The 17,518-nt window shown below is 68.3% G+C and carries 13 protein-coding genes and 1 pseudogene; 7 read left to right on the forward strand and 7 right to left on the reverse strand.

Annotation, left to right across the window (positions count from 1 at the left end; all coding sequences use genetic code 11):
• The first annotated feature begins 159 nt into the window (after window positions 1-159).
• From K8940_RS17775 to K8940_RS23965, 3 genes and pseudogenes are all read left to right on the forward strand, one after another.
• A complete protein-coding gene (locus tag K8940_RS17775; RefSeq protein ID WP_223391396.1) occupies window positions 160-1,680 on the forward strand; it encodes a tryptophan halogenase family protein in 1,521 nt (506 codons plus the stop codon).
• A complete protein-coding gene (locus K8940_RS17780) occupies window positions 1,677-3,194 on the forward strand; it encodes a tryptophan halogenase family protein (protein ID WP_223391397.1) in 1,518 nt (505 codons plus the stop codon). The genes K8940_RS17775 and K8940_RS17780 overlap by 4 nt, the downstream gene beginning before the upstream one ends.
• A gap of 56 nt (window positions 3,195-3,250) precedes the next feature.
• Window positions 3,251-3,322 (forward strand): annotated as a pseudogene (locus tag K8940_RS23965) (hypothetical protein); the annotation flags it as partial.
• Between the two features lie 12 nt (window positions 3,323-3,334).
• Here K8940_RS23965 and K8940_RS17790 read toward each other — a convergent pair.
• Window positions 3,335-4,648: an amidohydrolase gene (locus K8940_RS17790; protein ID WP_223391398.1), complete on the reverse strand. Its 1,314-nt coding sequence runs from the start codon at window positions 4,646-4,648 to the stop codon at window positions 3,335-3,337.
• 276 nt (window positions 4,649-4,924) lie between these two features.
• Entirely contained in the window at window positions 4,925-7,045 is a 2,121-nt protein-coding gene (locus K8940_RS17800) for an alpha-glucuronidase family glycosyl hydrolase (RefSeq protein WP_223391399.1), read from the reverse strand.
• Window positions 7,046-7,306: 261 nt separating this feature from the next.
• Between K8940_RS17800 and manD the strand changes: the two genes are divergently transcribed.
• The 4 genes from manD (at window position 7,307) to K8940_RS17820 (ending at window position 11,559) form a co-directional block, all read left to right on the forward strand.
• The gene (manD, locus tag K8940_RS17805) at window positions 7,307-8,518 is read left to right on the forward strand and encodes a D-mannonate dehydratase ManD (RefSeq protein ID WP_223391400.1); all 1,212 of its coding nucleotides are present in this window, start codon (window positions 7,307-7,309) and stop codon (window positions 8,516-8,518) included.
• 191 nt (window positions 8,519-8,709) lie between these two features.
• On the forward strand, window positions 8,710-9,459 hold the full coding sequence (locus K8940_RS17810) for a FadR/GntR family transcriptional regulator (RefSeq protein ID WP_223391401.1): 750 nt from the start codon (window positions 8,710-8,712) through the stop codon (window positions 9,457-9,459).
• A gap of 179 nt (window positions 9,460-9,638) precedes the next feature.
• Window positions 9,639-10,316, forward strand: coding sequence for a helix-turn-helix domain-containing protein (locus tag K8940_RS17815; protein ID WP_223391402.1), 678 nt, complete (start codon window positions 9,639-9,641; stop codon window positions 10,314-10,316).
• 166 nt (window positions 10,317-10,482) lie between these two features.
• The gene (locus tag K8940_RS17820; RefSeq protein WP_223391403.1) at window positions 10,483-11,559 is read left to right on the forward strand and encodes an acyltransferase family protein; all 1,077 of its coding nucleotides are present in this window, start codon (window positions 10,483-10,485) and stop codon (window positions 11,557-11,559) included.
• Between the two features lie 42 nt (window positions 11,560-11,601).
• Here the strand turns inward: K8940_RS17820 and K8940_RS17825 are convergent, their stop codons facing one another.
• The 5 genes from K8940_RS17825 to K8940_RS17845 form a co-directional block, all read right to left on the reverse strand.
• Window positions 11,602-12,306 carry an HAD family hydrolase gene (locus K8940_RS17825; protein WP_223391404.1) on the reverse strand — a complete coding sequence of 235 codons (705 nt, stop codon included), beginning with the start codon at window positions 12,304-12,306 and terminating at the stop codon, window positions 11,602-11,604.
• Window positions 12,307-12,363: 57 nt separating this feature from the next.
• Window positions 12,364-12,543, reverse strand: a complete 180-nt coding sequence (locus tag K8940_RS17830; RefSeq protein ID WP_223391405.1) for a hypothetical protein — start codon at window positions 12,541-12,543, stop codon at window positions 12,364-12,366.
• Between the two features lies 1 nt (window position 12,544).
• Complete coding sequence (zigA, locus tag K8940_RS17835) at window positions 12,545-13,765, reverse strand: zinc metallochaperone GTPase ZigA (protein WP_223391406.1); 1,221 nt, start codon at window positions 13,763-13,765, stop codon at window positions 12,545-12,547.
• A gap of 117 nt (window positions 13,766-13,882) precedes the next feature.
• On the reverse strand, window positions 13,883-14,026 hold the full coding sequence (locus K8940_RS17840; protein ID WP_223391407.1) for a hypothetical protein: 144 nt from the start codon (window positions 14,024-14,026) through the stop codon (window positions 13,883-13,885).
• Window positions 14,027-14,306: 280 nt separating this feature from the next.
• A complete protein-coding gene (locus tag K8940_RS17845) occupies window positions 14,307-17,387 on the reverse strand; it encodes a TonB-dependent receptor (RefSeq protein ID WP_223391408.1) in 3,081 nt (1,026 codons plus the stop codon).
• Window positions 17,388-17,518: the final 131 nt, after the last annotated feature.

Here is a 17,518-nt window from a genome sequence, read left to right on the forward strand (position 1 = left end):
ATTAGGGGGAGGTGGATCGCCGCGCATACGCGGCGAGACGGAGGGGGTCCGCGCAGCGGTTCTGAGCCCGCAACGCCCCAAAGCCCCCTCCACCGGCGTTCGCCGGTCCCCCTCCCCCAGAGGGGGAGGAGAGATGAACTTGAAGCATGTGAGCGTCGCATGACCAACCCCATCCGCGAGGTCCTGATCGTCGGCGGCGGCACCGCCGGCTGGATGACGGCCGCCGCCCTGTCCAAGGTGCTCGACACCAAGGGCGTGCGGGTCACGCTGGTGGAGTCCGACGCCATCGCCACCGTCGGGGTCGGCGAGGCCACCATCCCGCCGATCACCACCTTCAACCAGATCCTCGGCATCGACGAGGCCGAGTTCATGCGGGCGACGAAGGGCAGCTTCAAGCTGGCCATCGAGTTCGTCGACTGGAAGCACAAGGGCCACCGCTACCAGCACCCGTTCGGCAATTTCGGCCTGGATATCGAGGCGCTGAAGTTCCACCAGTTTTGGCTGCGCGCCTATCACGAGGGCTGGGCCGCGCCGATCGACGACTTCAACCTGCCGGCCACGGCGGTGAACCTGGGCCGCTTCGCCCTGCCGTCCAAGGACCCGGGCCAGGTGATGTCGGCCCTGAAATACGCCTTCCACTTCGACGCCAGCCTCTACGCCAAGTACCTGCGCGGCTATGCCGAGACGCGCGGCGTCACCCGCGTCGAGGGCAAGGTCGCCAGCGTCCAGCAGCACGGCGAGACCGGCTTCGTCACCGGCGTCACCCTGGAGGACGGCCGGGTGCTGAAGGCCGACCTGTTCGTCGACTGCACCGGCTTCCGCGCCCTCTTGATCGAGCAGACCCTGAAGACCGGCTACGAGGACTGGGGCCACTGGCTGGCCAACGACCGCGCCGTGGCCCTGCAGTGCGAGATGGGCGGCGATGGCCTGACCCCGTTCACCCGCGCCACGGCGCACGCGGCCGGCTGGGTCTGGCGCATCCCACTGCAGCACCGGATCGGCACGGGCTATGTCTACGCCAGCCAGCACATCAGCGACGAGGACGCGCTGAAGACTCTGCGAGGCACGCTGGACGGCGCTCCGACCCAGGAGCCGAACTTCATCAAGTTCCGTCCCGGCCGGCGCAAGCAGATCTGGAACAAGAACGTCGTGGCCATCGGCCTGTCGTCGGGCTTCCTGGAGCCGCTGGAGAGCACCAGCATCCACATGATCCAGGCCGGCATCACCAAGCTCTTGGCCCTGTTCCCCGACCGCGGCTTCAACCCCGTCGAGATCGCCGAGTATAACCGCCTGACCATCCTGCAGGTCGAGCTGATCCGCGACTTCATCATCCTGCACTTCCACGCCAACCAGCGCGACGAGCCGTACTGGAAGGCGCTGCGCGAGATGGAGATCCCGGCCGACCTGTCGCGCAAGATCGAGCTGTTCCGCTCGTCCGGCCGCCTCTTCCAGTCGGACTACGACCTCTTCGCCGAGCCCAGCTGGATCGCGGTGCTGCTGGGCCAGGGGATCACGCCCCGGCGCCACGACCCGCTGGTCGACCAGTACGACCAGGCCTTCGTCCGGGGACAGATGGAGCGCCTCGGCGGCCTGATCCGCCGCACGGCCGAGGCCATGCCGACCCACGAAGCCTTCATCGCCCGCTATTGCGCGGCCCCGGAATTCGAGATCGCGAAATGACCGAGAACCACCGCCTGCGCCGGGTCGTCATCGTCGGCGGCGGCACCGCCGGCTGGATGACCGCCGCCGCTCTCGGGCGCTTCCTCAAGGACGGCTACACGAAGGTCACCCTGGTGGAGTCCGAGGCCATCGGCACGGTGGGCGTGGGCGAGTCGACCATCCCGCAGATCAACATCTTCAACCGCATGCTGGGGCTGGACGAGAACGAGTTCGTCAAGAAGACCAAGGCGACGTTCAAGCTGGGCATCGACTTCGTCGACTGGAAGGAAATCGGCCACAGCTACCACCACCCGTTCGGCCCCTATGGCGTCGACATGGAGGGGGTGTCGTTCCACGGCTACTGGCTGAAGGCCCGCGCCCTGGGGCTGGAGGACGACCTGGGCGCCTACAGCCTGCAGACCCTGGGCTCGCGCCAGAGCAAGTTCATGCGCCCCAACGGCCAGGCCAACTCGCCGCTGGGCCAGATCGCCTACGCCTTCCAGTTCGACGCCGGCCTCTACGCCAAGTTCCTGCGCGAATACGCCGAGGCGCGAGGCGTCGTCCGCCAGGAGGGCCGCATCCAGTCGGTGCAGCAGGACGGCGAGCGCGGCCACGTGACCTCGGTCACCCTGGAGAGCGGCGCGGTCATCGAAGGCGACCTGTTCATCGACTGCTCGGGCTTCCGGGGCCTGCTGATCGAGCAGACCCTGAAGGCCGGCTACGAGGACTGGTCGCACTGGCTGCTGAACGACCGCGCGGTGGCCATGCCGTGTACGCTGGGCGGCTCGCTGGCCCCGGCGACGCGGGCCACGGCCCGGCCGCACGGCTGGCAGTGGCGGATCCCGCTGCAGCACCGGCTGGGCAACGGCTACGCCTATTCCAGCGCGCATGTCAGCGACGACGAGGCCCTGGCCGACCTGCTTGCGAACCTGGACGGCGAGCCCCTGGCCGAGCCGAATTTCCTGCGTTTCACCGCCGGCCGTCGCAAGAAGAGCTGGGACAGGAACGTCGTGGCCATCGGCTTGTCGGCCGGCTTCATGGAGCCGCTGGAGAGCCAGTCTATCCACCTGATCCAGGTCGGAATCTCGCGCCTGCTGGCCCACTTCCCCGACCGCCGGTTCTTCCAGGCCGACATCGACCGCTACAACCGCACCATGACCTTCGAGTACGAGAAGATCCGGGACTTCCTGATCCTGCACTTCAAGGCCACGCAGCGAAACGACACCCCCTACTGGGACTATCTGCGCGAGATGGCGATCCCCGACTACCTGGCCGACAAGATCGCCCTATTCAAAGGCTCGGGCCGGATCTTCCGCGAGAACGAGGAGCTGTTCAACGACACCTCGTGGTTCGCGGTGATGATCGGCCAGGGGATCATCCCGGAGGCCTACGACCCCATGGTCGACGCCATGGACGAGGGGCTGTTCAAGGCCCGCATGGCCGAGATCAAGGCGGTCATCGCCAAGTCGGCGGCGGTGATGCCGGATCACATGGCGTTCATCCGCGAGAACTGCGACGCCTCTCCTCCCCATTAGGGGGAGGTGGCGCGCCGCGAATACGCGGCGTGACGGAGGGGGTCCGCGAAGCGGTTCTGAACAGGCCTCGTCCCCAAAGCCCCCTCCACCGCCGTTCGGCGGTCCCCCTCCCCCAGAGGGGGAAGAGAGATAGGGTCGACCTACTTCCCCATCACGTTCAGCACCGCCAGGGTCATCGCCTCCACCCCCGTGCGGATGCTCGGTTGCGGCACGGGCGCGAAGAAGGGCGAGTGATTGACCGGCAGGGGGCGGCCCTCGGCCTTGGCCTTGGCCATCTCGGCGGGGTCCAGGCCGCCGATGCTGAAATAGACCGACGGCACGCCGGCCAGGACGAATTCCGAATAGTCCTCGGACGCCGAGCCCGGCGACGGGTTGAGGATCGCGCGCGAACCGAAGGCGGCCTTGAACACGGTCGCGGTGCGCTCGGTCAGGGCCGCGTCATTGACCACCATCTTGCCGCCGGGGGTGATCTTGAGGTCGGCCGGCGGGGCCCCGGCCATGTCGGTGACGGCCTTCACCGTCCGCTCGATCCCGGCCAGGATCTTGGTCCGCACCGCGTCGTCCTGGGTGCGGATGGTGCCGCGCACGCGGGCCTTGTCGGGGATGATGTTGCCGGCGCTACCCGCCTGGATCGCGCCAACCGTGACCACGCCGAACGCGGCGGGGTCCTTCTCGCGGCTGATCACGCTCTGGACGTCGACGGTGAAGCGGGCGGCCATCAGCACCGGGTCGATCGTGGCCGCCGGCATCGAGCCGTGCCCGCCCCGGCCGTTGAAGGTGATGTCCAACCCGTCCGAGGTCGAGGTCAGCACGCCCGGCTTGTAATAGACCTCGCCGGCCGCGCCGGGGCCGACGTGCAAGGCAAAGCCGTAGTCGGGCTTGCCGCCGATCTTCTGGAACAGGCCGTCGTCCAGCATGGTCCGCGCCCCGCTGACCGTCTCTTCCGAGGGCTGGGCGATGAAGACCAGCGTGCCCTTCCACTGGGCCTTGCGGGCGACCAGCTGGCGGGCGGTCCCGATCCAGGCGGCCATGTGGATGTCGTGGCCGCACGAATGGGCGACGTAGACCTTGTCGCCGTTCCAGGTGGCCTGGGCCTGGCTGGCGTAGGGCAGGCCAGTCTTCTCCTGCATCGGCAGGGCGTCCAGCTCGGTGCGGATCAGCACCTTGGGCCCCTCGCCGTTCTTCAGCACCGCCACCACGCCGGTCTTGCCGACGCCCTCGGTGACGGTGAAGCCCAGGGTGCGCATCTCCTTGGCCAGCTTGGCGGCCGTCTCGACCTCCTGGAAGCCCAGCTCCGGATGGGCGTGGATGTCCTTGTACAGGGCGTCCAGCGCCGGGTAGTCGCGATCCAGCTGGGCGTCGATGGTCTTCAGCGTCGCGGGAACGTTCAGCGGCGCGGCGACGGCCGTCGTGGCGAGCAAAGCGGCGACGGCGGCGGAGACGAGGAGCTTCATGCGGGCGGTCTCGGGACAGGTGGGAAGGTGTCAGCTGACTGACGAAACAAACCACGCAAACCGCCCGCGCCGCCGCCCATTTTTCCTCTCCTCCCTTTTTGGGGAGAAGGGATGGCACTCCTCCCCCTCTTGGGGGAGGGGGACCGCCGAACGGCGGTGGAGGGGGCTTTGGGGCGCTATCTCGTCAGCACCGCTTCGCGGACCCCCTCCGTCACGCCGCGTATTCGCGGCGCGCCACCTCCCCCTAATGGGGAGGAGGGATGGCTACTCGCCGCCTCAAATCCCCGGCGCCCAGGGGAACGTCATCGCCTCGTATTGCTCCAGGGTCTTCGGCGGCGGCTTTTCACCCGGCGGCAGCGGGCGCTTCGAAAAGCTCCCGAACCAGGCCACCGAGGCGTCGCGCCACCATTGGGCCTCGTCGCGCTGGATCTTGAGGTAGTCGGCGACCTCGGCGTGGCGCTGCGGATCGACGTACGGCGTCATCGCCGCCCAGGTCGTCTCCATGCCGTCGACATACTTCACGCCCTGGCCGTAGCGCTTGACCAGGCCGTCCCACAGCGTGTCGCCGGACTTCAGGCGGTAGTCCCACGACAGGTGGTGGAACCACAGCAGGTCCTTCTCGTCGACGCACTTGAGGTCGGCGTAGCAGGCCCCGACCGCTGGGGCGTACTGGGCCGTGGCGTTGCTGCCCGTCGGGGTGCGGTCGAAGCCCAGGCCGTCGGGGCCGGCCTTGGCGTAGTAGACGCTGGTCCAGTCGGCGCGCTCGCCGCCGGAGACCCAGGGGCCCGGGCCGTAGTGATGGCTGCGGCCCATCTGGTGGTGCAGGCCCAGCGGCGTCATGTAGTCCACCGTCGCCTCGCGCGAGCCCATCATCATCTCGACCACCGGCTTCACGAAGCGCGGGTCGTTGGTGAAGGTCATCCTGGCCCAGTCGGTGGCGATGTCGCGCGTGGAGGCTTCCGGATCCCAGGCGAGACGCCCGAAGACGTACCAGTTGGCCTGGTCGAACTGCGAGCCGCTCCAGTTACGGTCCGAGCCGATATTGGCCACCCCGGCCATCACCGTCAGCTTGCGGCCGTCCAGTTGGCCGTCGACCACCTTGGCCACGGTCGACCCCTTGCCGTGGGCCATGGTGTCCGAGCGCAGGGTCTCCTCGTACATCGGGCCGAGGTAGACGAGGTGGGTCGAGAAGCCGAGATATTCCTTGGTGATCTGAAACTCCATGCCGAGGTTCGATTTCGGCATGGCCCCGAACAGCGGGTGGAACGGCTCGCGCGGCTGGAAGTCGATGGCCCCGTTCTTGACCTGGATGACCACGTTGTCGCGGAACTGGCCGTCGAACGGCTTGAACTCGTTGTAGCCCTGCTTGGCGCGGTCGTCGGGCTGCTCGTGCGAATAGACGAAGGCGCGCCAGATCACGACGCCGCCGTGCGGGCCGACCGCGTCGGCCAGCATGTTGGCCCCGTCGACATGGGTGCGGCCATAGTCCTGCGGTCCCGGCTGGCCTTCCGAATTGGCCTTTACGAGAAAGCCGCCGAAGTCCGGGATGGCCTTGTAGATCTCGTCCGCCTTGGCCTTCCAGAAGGCGGCGACGGCCGGGTCCAGCGGGTCGGCGGTCTTCAGGCCGCCCAGCTCGACCGGCGCCGACCAGCGGGCCGACAGATAGACCTTGATGCCGTATGGCCGGAACGTGTCGGCCAGGGCCGCAGCCTTGGCGATATAGGCCGGGGTCAGGCTGTCGGCCTTGGCGTTGACGTTGTTCAGCACCGTGCCGTTGATCCCGATCGAGGCGTTGGCGCGGGCGTAGTCGACCATGCGCGGATCGACATGGCCGGGCAGCCGCCACCAGTCGAAGATCGACTGGCCCGAATAGCCGCGCTCGACCGTGCGGTTCAGGTTGTCCCAGTGGTTCAGCATCCGCAGCTTCACCTTGGGGGACGAGGCGATGTCGAGCTTGTCGACCGGCTGGCGGGTCTGGATCAGCTCCAGATAGCGGAAGACGCCGTACAGCACGCCGATGTCGCGATTGGCGGCGATGACCGTCGTGGCCTTGCCGTTCACCGCCGTGGTGCGGATCCGGTAGCCCTCGTCGCCCAGGCCCTGCTGCGGCGCGACGGTCAGCTGGATCACTCCGTCGCGGGCGCCGGCGGCGGCGATGGCGGGCTTACCGACCAGGCCGGTCAGGCCCCGCTCCAGCTCGGTGCGGGCGACTTTCAGGGTCGGGGTGTCGGCGCTCGAAGAGGCCGGGGGCGCGATGGCGGCGGCGCGGGCGGCATAGGACGCTTTGGCGCCGGCCTCGATCGGCCTGTAGCGGAGCCACAGATCGTAGCCGTCCTCGGCCCGAGCGGCCGGAGCGGCCAGAAGCAGGACGGCCGCCGCCAACGCCAACAAACGCATGTCTCGCTCCCCGCCGATCCTCACGAAGATCGGACATTCTTGTACGGTTTGCACCGCCTCGAACGTCGCTGTCGGCAGCGCCGTCAAAGGTCGGGACACCGAAGACTAGTGGTCAGACCACCGGGTTGACAACCCTCATGGTAGCGGTAAACCGATAAGCAGGGAGGAAGATGGACGCCCGAGCGCTCAGGTATGGGCGCCCTGAGTACGGCGCGCCCATGATCTTTCGGCCCCGCTTCACGGTTCCAGCAAAAGCGTCCCATGCCCAAGATCATCGCCGCCAAGACCATCGTCACGTGTCCGGGGCGCAACTTCGTCACCCTGAAGATCATCACCGACGAGGGGGTGTACGGCATCGGCGACGCCACGCTGAACGGCCGCGAACTGGCGGTCGAGGCCTATCTGACCCAGCACGTCATCCCCTGCCTGATCGGCCGCGACGCCCACCAGATCGAGGACATCTGGCAGTTCCTGTACCGCGGGGCCTACTGGCGCCGGGGCCCGGTGACCATGGCCGCCATCGCCGCCGTCGACACCGCGCTGTGGGACATCAAGGGCAAGATCGCCGGCCTGCCGGTCTACCAGTTGCTGGGCGGCGCTTGCCGGACGGGCGTCATGGTCTACGGCCACGCCAACGGCGAGACGATCGACGAGACCCTCGACAACGCCGCCCACTACGCCGCCCAGGGCTACAAGGCCATCCGCCTGCAGACCGGCGTGCCGGGCATGAAGGGGACCTACGGCGTCTCCAAGGACAAGTTCTTCTACGAGCCGGCCGACAGCGACCTGCCCAAGGAGACCGTGTGGTCGACCGAGCGCTACCTGCGCTCGACCCCCGCCCTGTTCGAGGCCGCCCGCGCGCGCCTGGGCGACGACCTGCACCTGCTGCATGACGTCCACCACCGCCTCACCCCGATCGAGGCCGCGCGCCTGGGCAAGGATCTCGAGCCCTACCGGCTGTTCTGGATGGAGGACGCCACCCCGGCCGAGAACCAGGCCAGCTTCCGGCTGATCCGCCAGCACACCACCACGCCGCTGGCCGTCGGCGAGATCTTCAACTCGGTCTGGGACTGCAAGCAGCTGATCGAGGAGCAGCTGATCGACTACATCCGCGCCACGGTCGTCCACGCCGGCGGGATCACCCACCTGAAGAAGCTGGCCAGCTTCGCCGACCTGCACCACGTGCGCACCGGCTGCCACGGGGCCACCGACCTGTCGCCGGTCTGCATGGGCGCGGCCCTGCACTTCGACCTGTCGATCCCCAATTTCGGGGTCCAGGAATACATGCGCCACACGCCCGAGACCGACGCGGTGTTCCCGCACGCCTACACCTTCGAAGACGGCATGCTGCACCCCGGCGACGCGCCCGGCCTGGGCGTCGACATCGACGAGGACCTGGCCGCCAAGTATCCGTACCAGCGCGCCTACCTGCCCGTGGCCCGCCGTCTCGACGGCTCGATGCACGACTGGTGAGCCAGATGGTCGCCCACTTCGTCGCCCAACATCTGGCCAAGAGGACCGACAAACTCTGACCATTCGGGCTGGAAGCGACAGAAATTTGGTCAATCGCCACCGGTGTCCGTGGTAGTGATTCAAGGATCCGACTAACGCCCGCGGGAAGCCCCTCTGGGCGCCCGCGTCTTCCCGAAGTCTCTCGAGCCCGCATGTCCGACAACGTCAAGCTCTACCGCAAGATCGCCGACACCGTCGCCGACGCCATCGAGGCGGGGCAGTACAAGATCGGCGACCGCCTGCCGACCGAGCGCGAGTTGGCCGAGCAGTTCGGAGTTTCCCGCCCGACCCTGCGCGAGGCGATGATCGCCCTGGAAATGCTGGGCATGATCGAGGCCCGCCACGGCCTGGGCATCTACGTCACCGGCAATGTCCGCCCGATCGCCCCGTCGGCCGAGATGGACTTCGAGATCGGCGCCTTCGAACTGATCGAGGCCCGCCGCCTGTTCGAGGGCGAGGCCGCGGCGCTGGCCGCCACCTCGATCAGCGACGAGCAGATCGCGGCCCTGGAGGGCCTGCTGGAGCGCATGCACGTCGAGGAGGAGATCCGGGGCGAGGACGCCGACCGCGAGTTCCACCTGACCATCGCCCGCGCCACCGGCAACGGCGCGATCATCGCCACGATCGAGAACCTCTGGGACTGGCGCAACCGCTCGCCCCTGGCCCGCAACATCCTGACCCGCGCGCGCGGCATGGGGCTCGAGCCCCGCATCGTCGAGCACCGGAGGGTGGTCGAGGCGCTGAAGGCGCGCGACCCGGCGGCGGCCCGCCAGGCCATGCGCGACCACCTGGAACGGGTGATCGACCACCTGCTGCACGCGACCGAGACGGAAGCCGTCCAGCGGGCCCAGCAGGAGACGAAGGCGCGCCGCAACGCGATCGCGAAACGGGTGGCGATCTAGCTTTGTCTCTCCTCCCCCTCTGGGGGAGGTGGCCCAGAGGGCCGGAGGGGGCAGCTCGGCATAGGCCGCATTAGCCCCCTCAGCCGCTCCGCGACAGCTCCCCCAGAGGGGGAGCAGATGATGCCCCATGACACCGCTTTAACTCGCCCCGCCCGCCCCGCGCGGCTACCCTCCGGCCCATGCACCCGCCGCTCCGGCACACCCTCCCCGCCGACGCCATCCCGCGCCATATCCACGCCGCGCCCTACGCCGCCGTGGTGCTGGCGGGCGGCTACGAGGAGGCGGGCGAGCGGGGCCGCTGGCGGGTCGAGGCCGGGGACGTGCTGGTCCACGCCGCCTTCAGCGCCCACTGGAACCCCGCGCCCAATCGCGCCCAGGCCGGTCGCGCCATGGTGCTGAACCTGCCGCTGGCGGCCGCCCCGGCCTTCGCCGTCGCCCGGATCGCCGATCCCGACGCCTTGGCCCGCCTGGCCGAGCGCGATCCCCGCGCCGCCCGCGCCCTGCTGGCCGAGAGCTGGACGCCCGGCCGCCCCGCCCGCGACGACGCCCCCGACCTGATGGCGGCCGCCCTGTCGGACGCCTCCGACCTGGCCGTCGAGGCCTGGGCCCGCGACCACGGGATCGCCCGCGAGACCGCCTTTCGCTGGTTCCGCCAGGCCTACGGCGTGGCGCCCTCGCGTTACCGGGTCGAGGCGCGGGCGCGGCGGGCGTGGGGGCTGATCACCGGAACGGCCGCGCCCCTGGCCGACATCGCTGCCGAGACCGGCTTCGCCGACCAGGCCCACATGACGCGCGACGTGAAGGCGCTGACCGGGAGACCGCCGGGGGCGTGGCGATCTAACCCTCCTCCCCATTAGGGGGAGGTGGATCGATGCGAATACGCATCGAGACGGAGGGGGTCCGCGCAGCGGTGTTGACGACGCTTCGCCCCCCCCTCAACCGCCGTTCGGCGGTCCCCCTCCCCCAAAAGGGGAGGAGAGATGGGCCGGTGACGCCGTCGCCGTCCCATGCCACAGCTTCCGCATGCTCCGCCTCCCGCCCCTGAAGCCCGACTCCGACCAGATGCTGCACCTGGACGCCCTGCGGATCGTGGGGGCGGTGATGATCGTGGTGTTCCACTTCAACCGGTTCATCAACCTGGATGGCCGCTGGCAGCTGGCGGACGACACGATCAAGAGCTTCAGCCTGATCGTCGACCTGTTCTTCCTGATCTCCGGCTATGTGATGGCGGCGATCTATACCGGCCGGCTGACCACCTTCGCCAAGTACCGCGACTTCCTGCAGAAGCGCGTCGCGCGCCTGGGGCCGCTGCACTGGGCGACGCTGGCGGTGTTCGTGGCCATCGCCGCCCTGGGCTGGGCGGGTGTGCTGAACGAGCGGGACGCCTCACGCTACGACGTCTCGTGCATCCCGCAGAACATCCTGTTCGTCCACGCCTGGGGAACCTGCAAGGCCCAGACCTGGAACTTCGTCAGCTGGGCGATCAGCGCCGAGATGGGGATGTACATCGCCCTGCCCCTGCTCTTTCGGATTACCGCTTTGGGCCGCTGGCCCACGGCGGCCGTGGCGGTCGGGAGCCTGGCCCTGCTGCTGTGGATCTCGCGGACCGGCGAGCCCTTCTCGCAGTGGACCTACGACTTCGGCGTCGCCCGCGCCGTGCCCGGCTTCATGCTGGGCATGCTGGCCTTCCAGCTGAAGGACGTCCTGGGCCGCCTGCCCTTCGCCCGGTTCGTGATGTGGGCCCTGCTGGCGGCGTTCTTCGTCGCCTCGGGGATGGGAGCGTCTCGGACGAGCCTGCTGCTGCTGATCTACGCCGTCGGCCTGGCGGGCGTGGCGGCCGACGCGGCGGGTGTCCAGGGCGGGGTCAGCAAGGCCCTGGCGCCATGGGCCCAGCTGTCGTTCAGCCTCTATCTGCTGCACCCGATCGCCCTGAAGATCGCCCTGAACTGGGTCGGCTTCGGCATGTGGGGCCTGAACGGCGACGCCATGCGGCTGTGGTGCCTGGTCTGGGTCGTGGCCCTGTTCCCGATCGCGTACCTGTCGCTGGTGGCCTTCGAGCGGCCGGCGCGGGACTGGATGGCGGGGTTGGGGAAACGCTGAGCGAGCTCCCTCTCTCTCAGAGAGCGGGATCAAGGAGACGGCTCAGGACCGCGAAATCCGGTCCACCCACCCCGGCAGCTCGCCGATATTGCCCAGCTCGACATACCGCTCATGCCCCACCGGCGCGTCGGCCGCCTCGTGCGACCAGACCAGCGGATATGGGATCAGCGCGCTCCAGCAGCCGGCTTCCAGGGCCGGCAGGATGTCGGACTTCATCGAGTTGCCGGCCATCACCGCCTGCCCGGCGCCCGTGCCATAGCGGTCGAACACCCGGCGGTAGGTCCCGGCGTCCTTCTCGGAGACGATCTCGACGGCGACGAAATAATCGCCGAGGCCCGACGAGGCCAGCTTCTGCTCCTGGTGCAGCAGGTCGCCCTTGGTCACCAGGATCAGGCGGTAGCGCTTGGAAAGCTCCGACAGCGCCAGCTCGACGCCCGGCAGCGGCTCGATCGGCTCGGTCAGCATCTCGCGGCCGACGGCCAGGATCTCGCGGATCACGCGGGTGTCGACCGCGCCGTCGGTGACCTCCAGCGCCGTCTCGATCATCGACAGGGTGAAGCCCTTGGCCCCGTAGCCATAGACCCGCAGGTTGCGCTTCTCGACCGCCGTCAGCTGGGCCTCGATCTTCTCGGGATCGCCGTGCTCGGACAGCAGCTCCAGGAAGCGGGCGTGCGACAGGCGAAACAGGCTCTCGCAGTGCCAGAGGGTGTCGTCGGCGTCGACGCCGACGGTGGTGATCGTGGTCATGGGCCGTTCTTACAGCACCGGCCAAGCCCAGTTCCAGACGCCTCGCGCGGGGTGCGACTACAAGGCCTCGCAGTAGAAGCGCGGGCGCGGGCCCTCGGCGTCCGTCGGCTGGAAGCGGTACAGCACCAGCAGCCACTCGGCGTCCTCGGGGCTGACGCCCAGGGTGGCCACGACCCAGGCGGGCGTCGGCTCCCAGTCCGCGTCCTCGGCGGGGCGCGCTTCGGTCCGGGCCGCCATGTCAGTCCCAGGCCGGAAACGGGTCCGGCAGCTTGGCCCAGGCCTTGGGCCCGAAGCCGAATTGCAGGTCCGAGACCAGGCAGGCGTCGAAGCCCCGCGTGAGCGCCGCGCGGTCCATGTGCTGGCCGATCAGGACAATCTCCTGGCGGCGGTCGCCGTAGGGCGGGTTCCAGACCTTGTCGATCGCCGCCCGCCAGGCCGGATCGTCCGGCCAGGCCTCGCGCGGCGCGGTCGCCCACCAGCGGCCATGCGGGCCGAACTGGGTGACCGCCCCCGCCTGACTCCAGCCGCCGACCCGGTCGGGACGGGTGGCCAGCCACAGGAAGCCCTTCGAGCGGAGCACGCCTGGCCATTCGCTGTCCAACCACGCCTTCAGCCGCCCGGGATGAAAGGGTCGGGCCGCGCGGTAGACGAAGTGGTCGATGCCGTATTCCTCGGTCTCCGGCAGGACCTCGCCCATCAAGGCCTGTTGCCAGCCGGCCGCGCCCTCGGCCTGGACCGGGTCGAACAGGCCGGTGTCCAGCACCTGGTCCAGGGCCACGCCGCCCCGGGTCGCCGCGACGATCCGGGCGCGCGGGTTGAAGGTGGCGATGATCGCCCCCAGCCGCCCCAGATCGTCGGCCGAGACCAGGTCGGTCTTGTTGAGGACGATGACGTCGGCGAACTCGATCTGCTCGACCAGCAGGTCGACGACGGTGCGATGGTCGTCCTCGCCCGCCGTCTCGCCGCGATCGGCCAGCCGGTCGCGCGAGCCGTAGTCGCGCAGGAAGTTGAAGGCGTCGACCACCGTGACCATGGTGTCCAGCCGGGCGACGTCCGACAGGCTGTCGCCGGCCTCGTCGCGGAAGTCGAAGGTCGCCGCCACCGGCATCGGCTCGGAGACGCCCGTCGACTCGATGAGCAGGTAGTCGAAGCGCCGCTCGGCGGCCAGGCGACGGACCTCCTTCAGCAGGTCCTCGCGCAGGGTGCAGCAGATGCAGCCGTTGGACATCTCGACCAGGGCCTCGTCGGTCCGCGACAGGTCCGCCCCACCCTCGGCGACCAGGGCGGCGTCGATGTTCACCTCGCTCATGTCGTTGACGATGACCGCGACCTTCTTGCCTTCACGGTTGCCCAGGACGTGGTTGAGCAAGGTGGTCTTGCCCGCCCCCAGGAAGCCCGAGAGCACGGTGACGGGCAGGCGGCGGTCAATGCGCGCGGTGGACGGAGCTGGGAGGGACATGGGCGGCCATGGTGTTATTTTATAACACCATGTCTAGAGCGCCCGCCCGTTCAGCACAAGAAGAATGTTACATTATAACGCTCAGCGGCCGACGGCCGGACTCGACGGAGACGGACCTCAGAACGTCAGGGCGGCGAACACCACGATGCTGACCGGCACGGCCGCCGACAGGGCCAGGTTCAGCACGACCTCGCCCACGCCCAGGGCGAAGCGGGCCGAAAGGGCGGCGATCTTGGCGGTGGTCGGGTCGGCGGGGATCATGGCGGCTCCTTGCGAACCCTCCCATGCCACAGCGAAGGTTAACGCCCTGATTTCGCCACACTGATTAAGCCGCGACAGATTGTCCTTCGCCGCAGAGGCGCGCGGTAAAACCAGGCAAAAAAAAGCGGCGCGCCCTCGCCCCGCTTCGGGGAAGGACGCGCCGGCAAGCCCGCGCGAGGTGGGAGGTGGAGGATGTCGGCCTCGCGCGAATTCGAAAAGATCCCGCCGGTCCAGGGAACGCGCGACCGGCGGGCAGAGGGAACCAAGTAGAAACCGAGCCCTAGAAGCTCATGCGCAGGCCGACCAAGTACTGACGGCCGGGCTTGTAGTAGGTGAAGGTGGCGTTGTCGTACTGGAAGTACGAGCGCAGCGCCTCGTTGGTCAGGTTGGTCACGTTGAAGGTCAGCTGCGGGGCGTTCTTGAAGCCGAAGATCTTCTCCAGGTCGTAGCTCGAGGAGAAGTCCGTCTGCTTGTAGTCGTCCGAGAACAGGGCGGCGGCGGTGACGCCGTTCTGGTTGGCGCCGCTGGACTGCGAGCCCTTCCGGTAGACGTGGCTGAGACGCAGGCTGACGCCGTTGTGCTCGTAGTAGCCCGTCAGGTTGTAGGTGTACTTGGCCACGCCGTAGGCGATCGCCGGACCGTTGCTGGTCTGGTCGACGATGGTGGCGTTGGCGTTGACGCCCAGGCCTTCGACGCCAAACCGGCTGGTCAGGAAGTCGAGCGGCTGCACCCACTGGAATTCCAGGCCGTTGATCGTCAGCTTGTTGGGCACGTTGATCTGCGACTGGATCTGAACCTGCGCCTGGGTCGGGCCGCCACGCGAGTTGATGGCCGTCTTCTGGGTGTCGTTCAGGGTGTCGTAGGTGATGCCGTACTGGGCCAGGTACGAGAACGGCTGGGTCACGACGTTGTTGGTCGTGAAGCCGGTCAGCGACTTGCGGAACGCGTTGACGGCGATCACGCCTTCCTGGCCGGTGTAGAACTCGAAGCCCAGGTCGATGTTCTTCGAGAAGTACGGCTTAAGGGCCGAGTTGCCGATCGTGGCCTGGTCGGCCGACGGGGCGCCGAAGCTGACGCCCGGCAGCTGGGCGGCCGGATCCGGGCGGGTCATGGTCTCGGACACCGCCACGCGGGCCACGGCGTGCTCGCCGACGTCATAGGCGATGTTCGCGGCCGGCAGCCACTTCGAATAGGTGTTCTCGGTGTAGACGAAGTTGGTGACGTTCGGATAACGCGCGCCGTCCGGCAGCTGGGCGCCGCCCGGCAGGGTGTTGCGCGGGTCCGCCAGCGAGACGCGGCCGCCGATCGTCTGCTTGGTGTGGACGTAGCGGACGCCGACATTGAAGCGCAGGTCGCTGTCCATCACCTGGGTGACGCCGTTCAGCTCGGTATAGGCCGAACTGTTCTTCTCGTTGATGTAGCCGCCGCTAGCGCCGGTGTTGGAGCCGCCGGTTTCCGGCGAGGCGTCGTGCAGCGCGTCGTAGTTGGTGGCCTTCTTGACCTTGTCCCAGTCGACCGTGACGAAGCCGGCCGGGCCGGGCTTGAGGTAGCTGGCCAGGTTGGCGGTCGGGATCAGCGAGCCGCCATAGGTCAGCGTGCCGGTCTGGCCGGCCGTGGCGCCCGTGCCGTAGCCCGGATAGGTCGGATAGCCCGCCGGCGCGGCGCCCGGCTGGTTCAGGCCCTGGCAGGGCGGCGCGCTGTTCGGCGACAGCAGGGTGATGCTGGGATTGTTGCCGCAGGTCGCGTTCTGCCACGGGGTGGTGTTGTCGTAGCCGCGGATGGTGCGCGAGACATCGTCGTAGTTGCCGCCGAACTTCAGGTTCAGCGCCTCGTCGCCCCAGGTGACGACCGCGCGGGCGCCCTTGGTCTCATACCAGCGCTTCTCGTCCTGCATGTTCAACCGGCCGCCGGTCCAGACGAAGTTGGCGGGGTTGTTCAGGTCGACGCTGCTCTTGATGGTCGGGATGCCGGTCGGGTTGTAGGTGTAGTCGACCGTCGCGCCGACGCCCAGCGCCGTCACCGGACCGAAGGTCGGGCTCTCGCGGTGGAAGTTGCTCTTGGTGTAGTTGGCCTGGGCCTCGACCTTCAGCTTGTCGGTGATGCGCCATTCGCCGCCCGGATTGATCCCCCACAGCTCGGTCTTCTCGAGATAGGGCCGGAATTCCAGGAAGAACTGCGAATTGGCGTAGGTGCCTTGCGTGACCGTGCAGCCCGCCGAGCAGTCGGTCTTGTCGTACTTGGTGTTCATCGGAATGACCGCGCCGTTGCGCACGATCCAGGCGATGTCCTCGCGCAGCAGGTCGTTCTTCTTGTAGCCGTACATGCCGTCGACATAGAAGTTCATGTCGTCGTTCGGACGCCATTCGAGGCTGCCGACCAGGTTGAGGCGGTCGCGGCGGCCGTACTCGGCCGACGGGCGGCCCAGGCGCGGCAGCAGGCCGTTGTCGATCTGCTGGATGCTGGCGCCGGGGTTGTTGGCCAGCAGGAAGTTGCGGTCGATGAGCGTGCCGGCCACCAGGCCGCCGCCCGCGCCGACCGGCACCGTGGCCGGGATCGTCCAGTTGCCGCCGCCCGTGGCGTTGCAGCCGCTGGTCGCGCCGCACTGGGCCGCCGACAGGTTCGGATTGGTGAAGCCGATGGTCTCGTAGCCGCGCGTGTCGGTGTGCAGGCGCTGGCCCGAAACCCCGAACAGGACCCCGAAATTGTCCCAGGTCTTGCTGGCGATCAGCGAGCCCTTGCCGCCCAGCTTGGCGCCGTCCGGCTTCACGCCCTGGACGTTCATGGTCAGGTGCTGGCCGGGGCGGTCGAACGGACGCGCCGAGCGCATGTCAATGTTACCCGCCGCGCCGCCTTCCAGCAGGCTGGCCGAATAGCTCTTGTTGACCGTCAGCTTGGTGAAGAGGTCGGTCGGGAAGAACGAAAGGTCGACCGAGCGGTCGGTGCCTTGCGCGTCGGTCGCGCCCGACGAGGCCACGGCGATCGAGGCGCCGTTCAGCGTCACGTTGGTGAAGTTGCTGCCCAGGCCGCGGATGGCGACGTTCGTGCCTTCGCCCGTGATGTCGCGGGTGATGGTGATGCCGGGGATGCGGTTGAACGACTCGGCGATGTTGGAGTCGGGGAACTTGCCGATGTCCTCGGCGAAGATGGCGTCGGCGAAGCCGGTCGTCTCGCGCTTGGCCACGGTCGATTGCGCCAGACTCTTGCGGTAGCCGGTGACGACGATCTCCTCGACGGCGTCAGAGGACGCGGCCGGCGCGGGCGCGGTCTGGGCGTAAGCGGCCTGACCGATCACCAAAGTGGTCAGGCATGTCGCGCCGATCAGCGCCAGACGAACGGAACGGTTTTGTCGGATGGACAGCATGTTTCTCCCCTAAGCCTCGGCGCTCTGCGCCTGTTTGTTTCTCTTAGCCCGCCAAGGTCCCTTCCCGAGCCTTGGCGACCTCCGCTCCTAAGCGGTGGTAGCGGTCACACTGATAGGGTTATGAGGTAAGT

It is taken from the genome of Caulobacter segnis, from assembly GCF_019931575.1.
GTDB lineage: Bacteria > Pseudomonadota > Alphaproteobacteria > Caulobacterales > Caulobacteraceae > Caulobacter > Caulobacter segnis_C.

What these genes read in the sequence shown, in the direction of transcription:
- manD (WP_223391400.1), top strand. Translation starts at nt 7,307, where the DNA reads ATGCCCAAGATCATCGCCGCCAAGACCATCGTCACGTGTCCGGGGCGC.
- K8940_RS17780 (WP_223391397.1), top strand. Translation starts at nt 1,677, where the DNA reads ATGACCGAGAACCACCGCCTGCGCCGGGTCGTCATCGTCGGCGGCGGC.
- K8940_RS17845 (WP_223391408.1), bottom strand. Translation starts at nt 17,387, where the DNA reads ATGCTGTCCATCCGACAAAACCGTTCCGTTCGTCTGGCGCTGATCGGC.
- K8940_RS17790 (WP_223391398.1), bottom strand. Translation starts at nt 4,648, where the DNA reads ATGAAGCTCCTCGTCTCCGCCGCCGTCGCCGCTTTGCTCGCCACGACG.
- zigA (WP_223391406.1), bottom strand. Translation starts at nt 13,765, where the DNA reads ATGTCCCTCCCAGCTCCGTCCACCGCGCGCATTGACCGCCGCCTGCCC.
- K8940_RS17800 (WP_223391399.1), bottom strand. Translation starts at nt 7,045, where the DNA reads ATGCGTTTGTTGGCGTTGGCGGCGGCCGTCCTGCTTCTGGCCGCTCCG.
- K8940_RS17775 (WP_223391396.1), top strand. Translation starts at nt 160, where the DNA reads ATGACCAACCCCATCCGCGAGGTCCTGATCGTCGGCGGCGGCACCGCC.
- K8940_RS17810 (WP_223391401.1), top strand. Translation starts at nt 8,710, where the DNA reads ATGTCCGACAACGTCAAGCTCTACCGCAAGATCGCCGACACCGTCGCC.
- K8940_RS17840 (WP_223391407.1), bottom strand. Translation starts at nt 14,026, where the DNA reads ATGATCCCCGCCGACCCGACCACCGCCAAGATCGCCGCCCTTTCGGCC.
- K8940_RS17825 (WP_223391404.1), bottom strand. Translation starts at nt 12,306, where the DNA reads ATGACCACGATCACCACCGTCGGCGTCGACGCCGACGACACCCTCTGG.
- K8940_RS17830 (WP_223391405.1), bottom strand. Translation starts at nt 12,543, where the DNA reads ATGGCGGCCCGGACCGAAGCGCGCCCCGCCGAGGACGCGGACTGGGAG.
- K8940_RS17815 (WP_223391402.1), top strand. Translation starts at nt 9,639, where the DNA reads ATGCACCCGCCGCTCCGGCACACCCTCCCCGCCGACGCCATCCCGCGC.
- K8940_RS17820 (WP_223391403.1), top strand. Translation starts at nt 10,483, where the DNA reads ATGCTCCGCCTCCCGCCCCTGAAGCCCGACTCCGACCAGATGCTGCAC.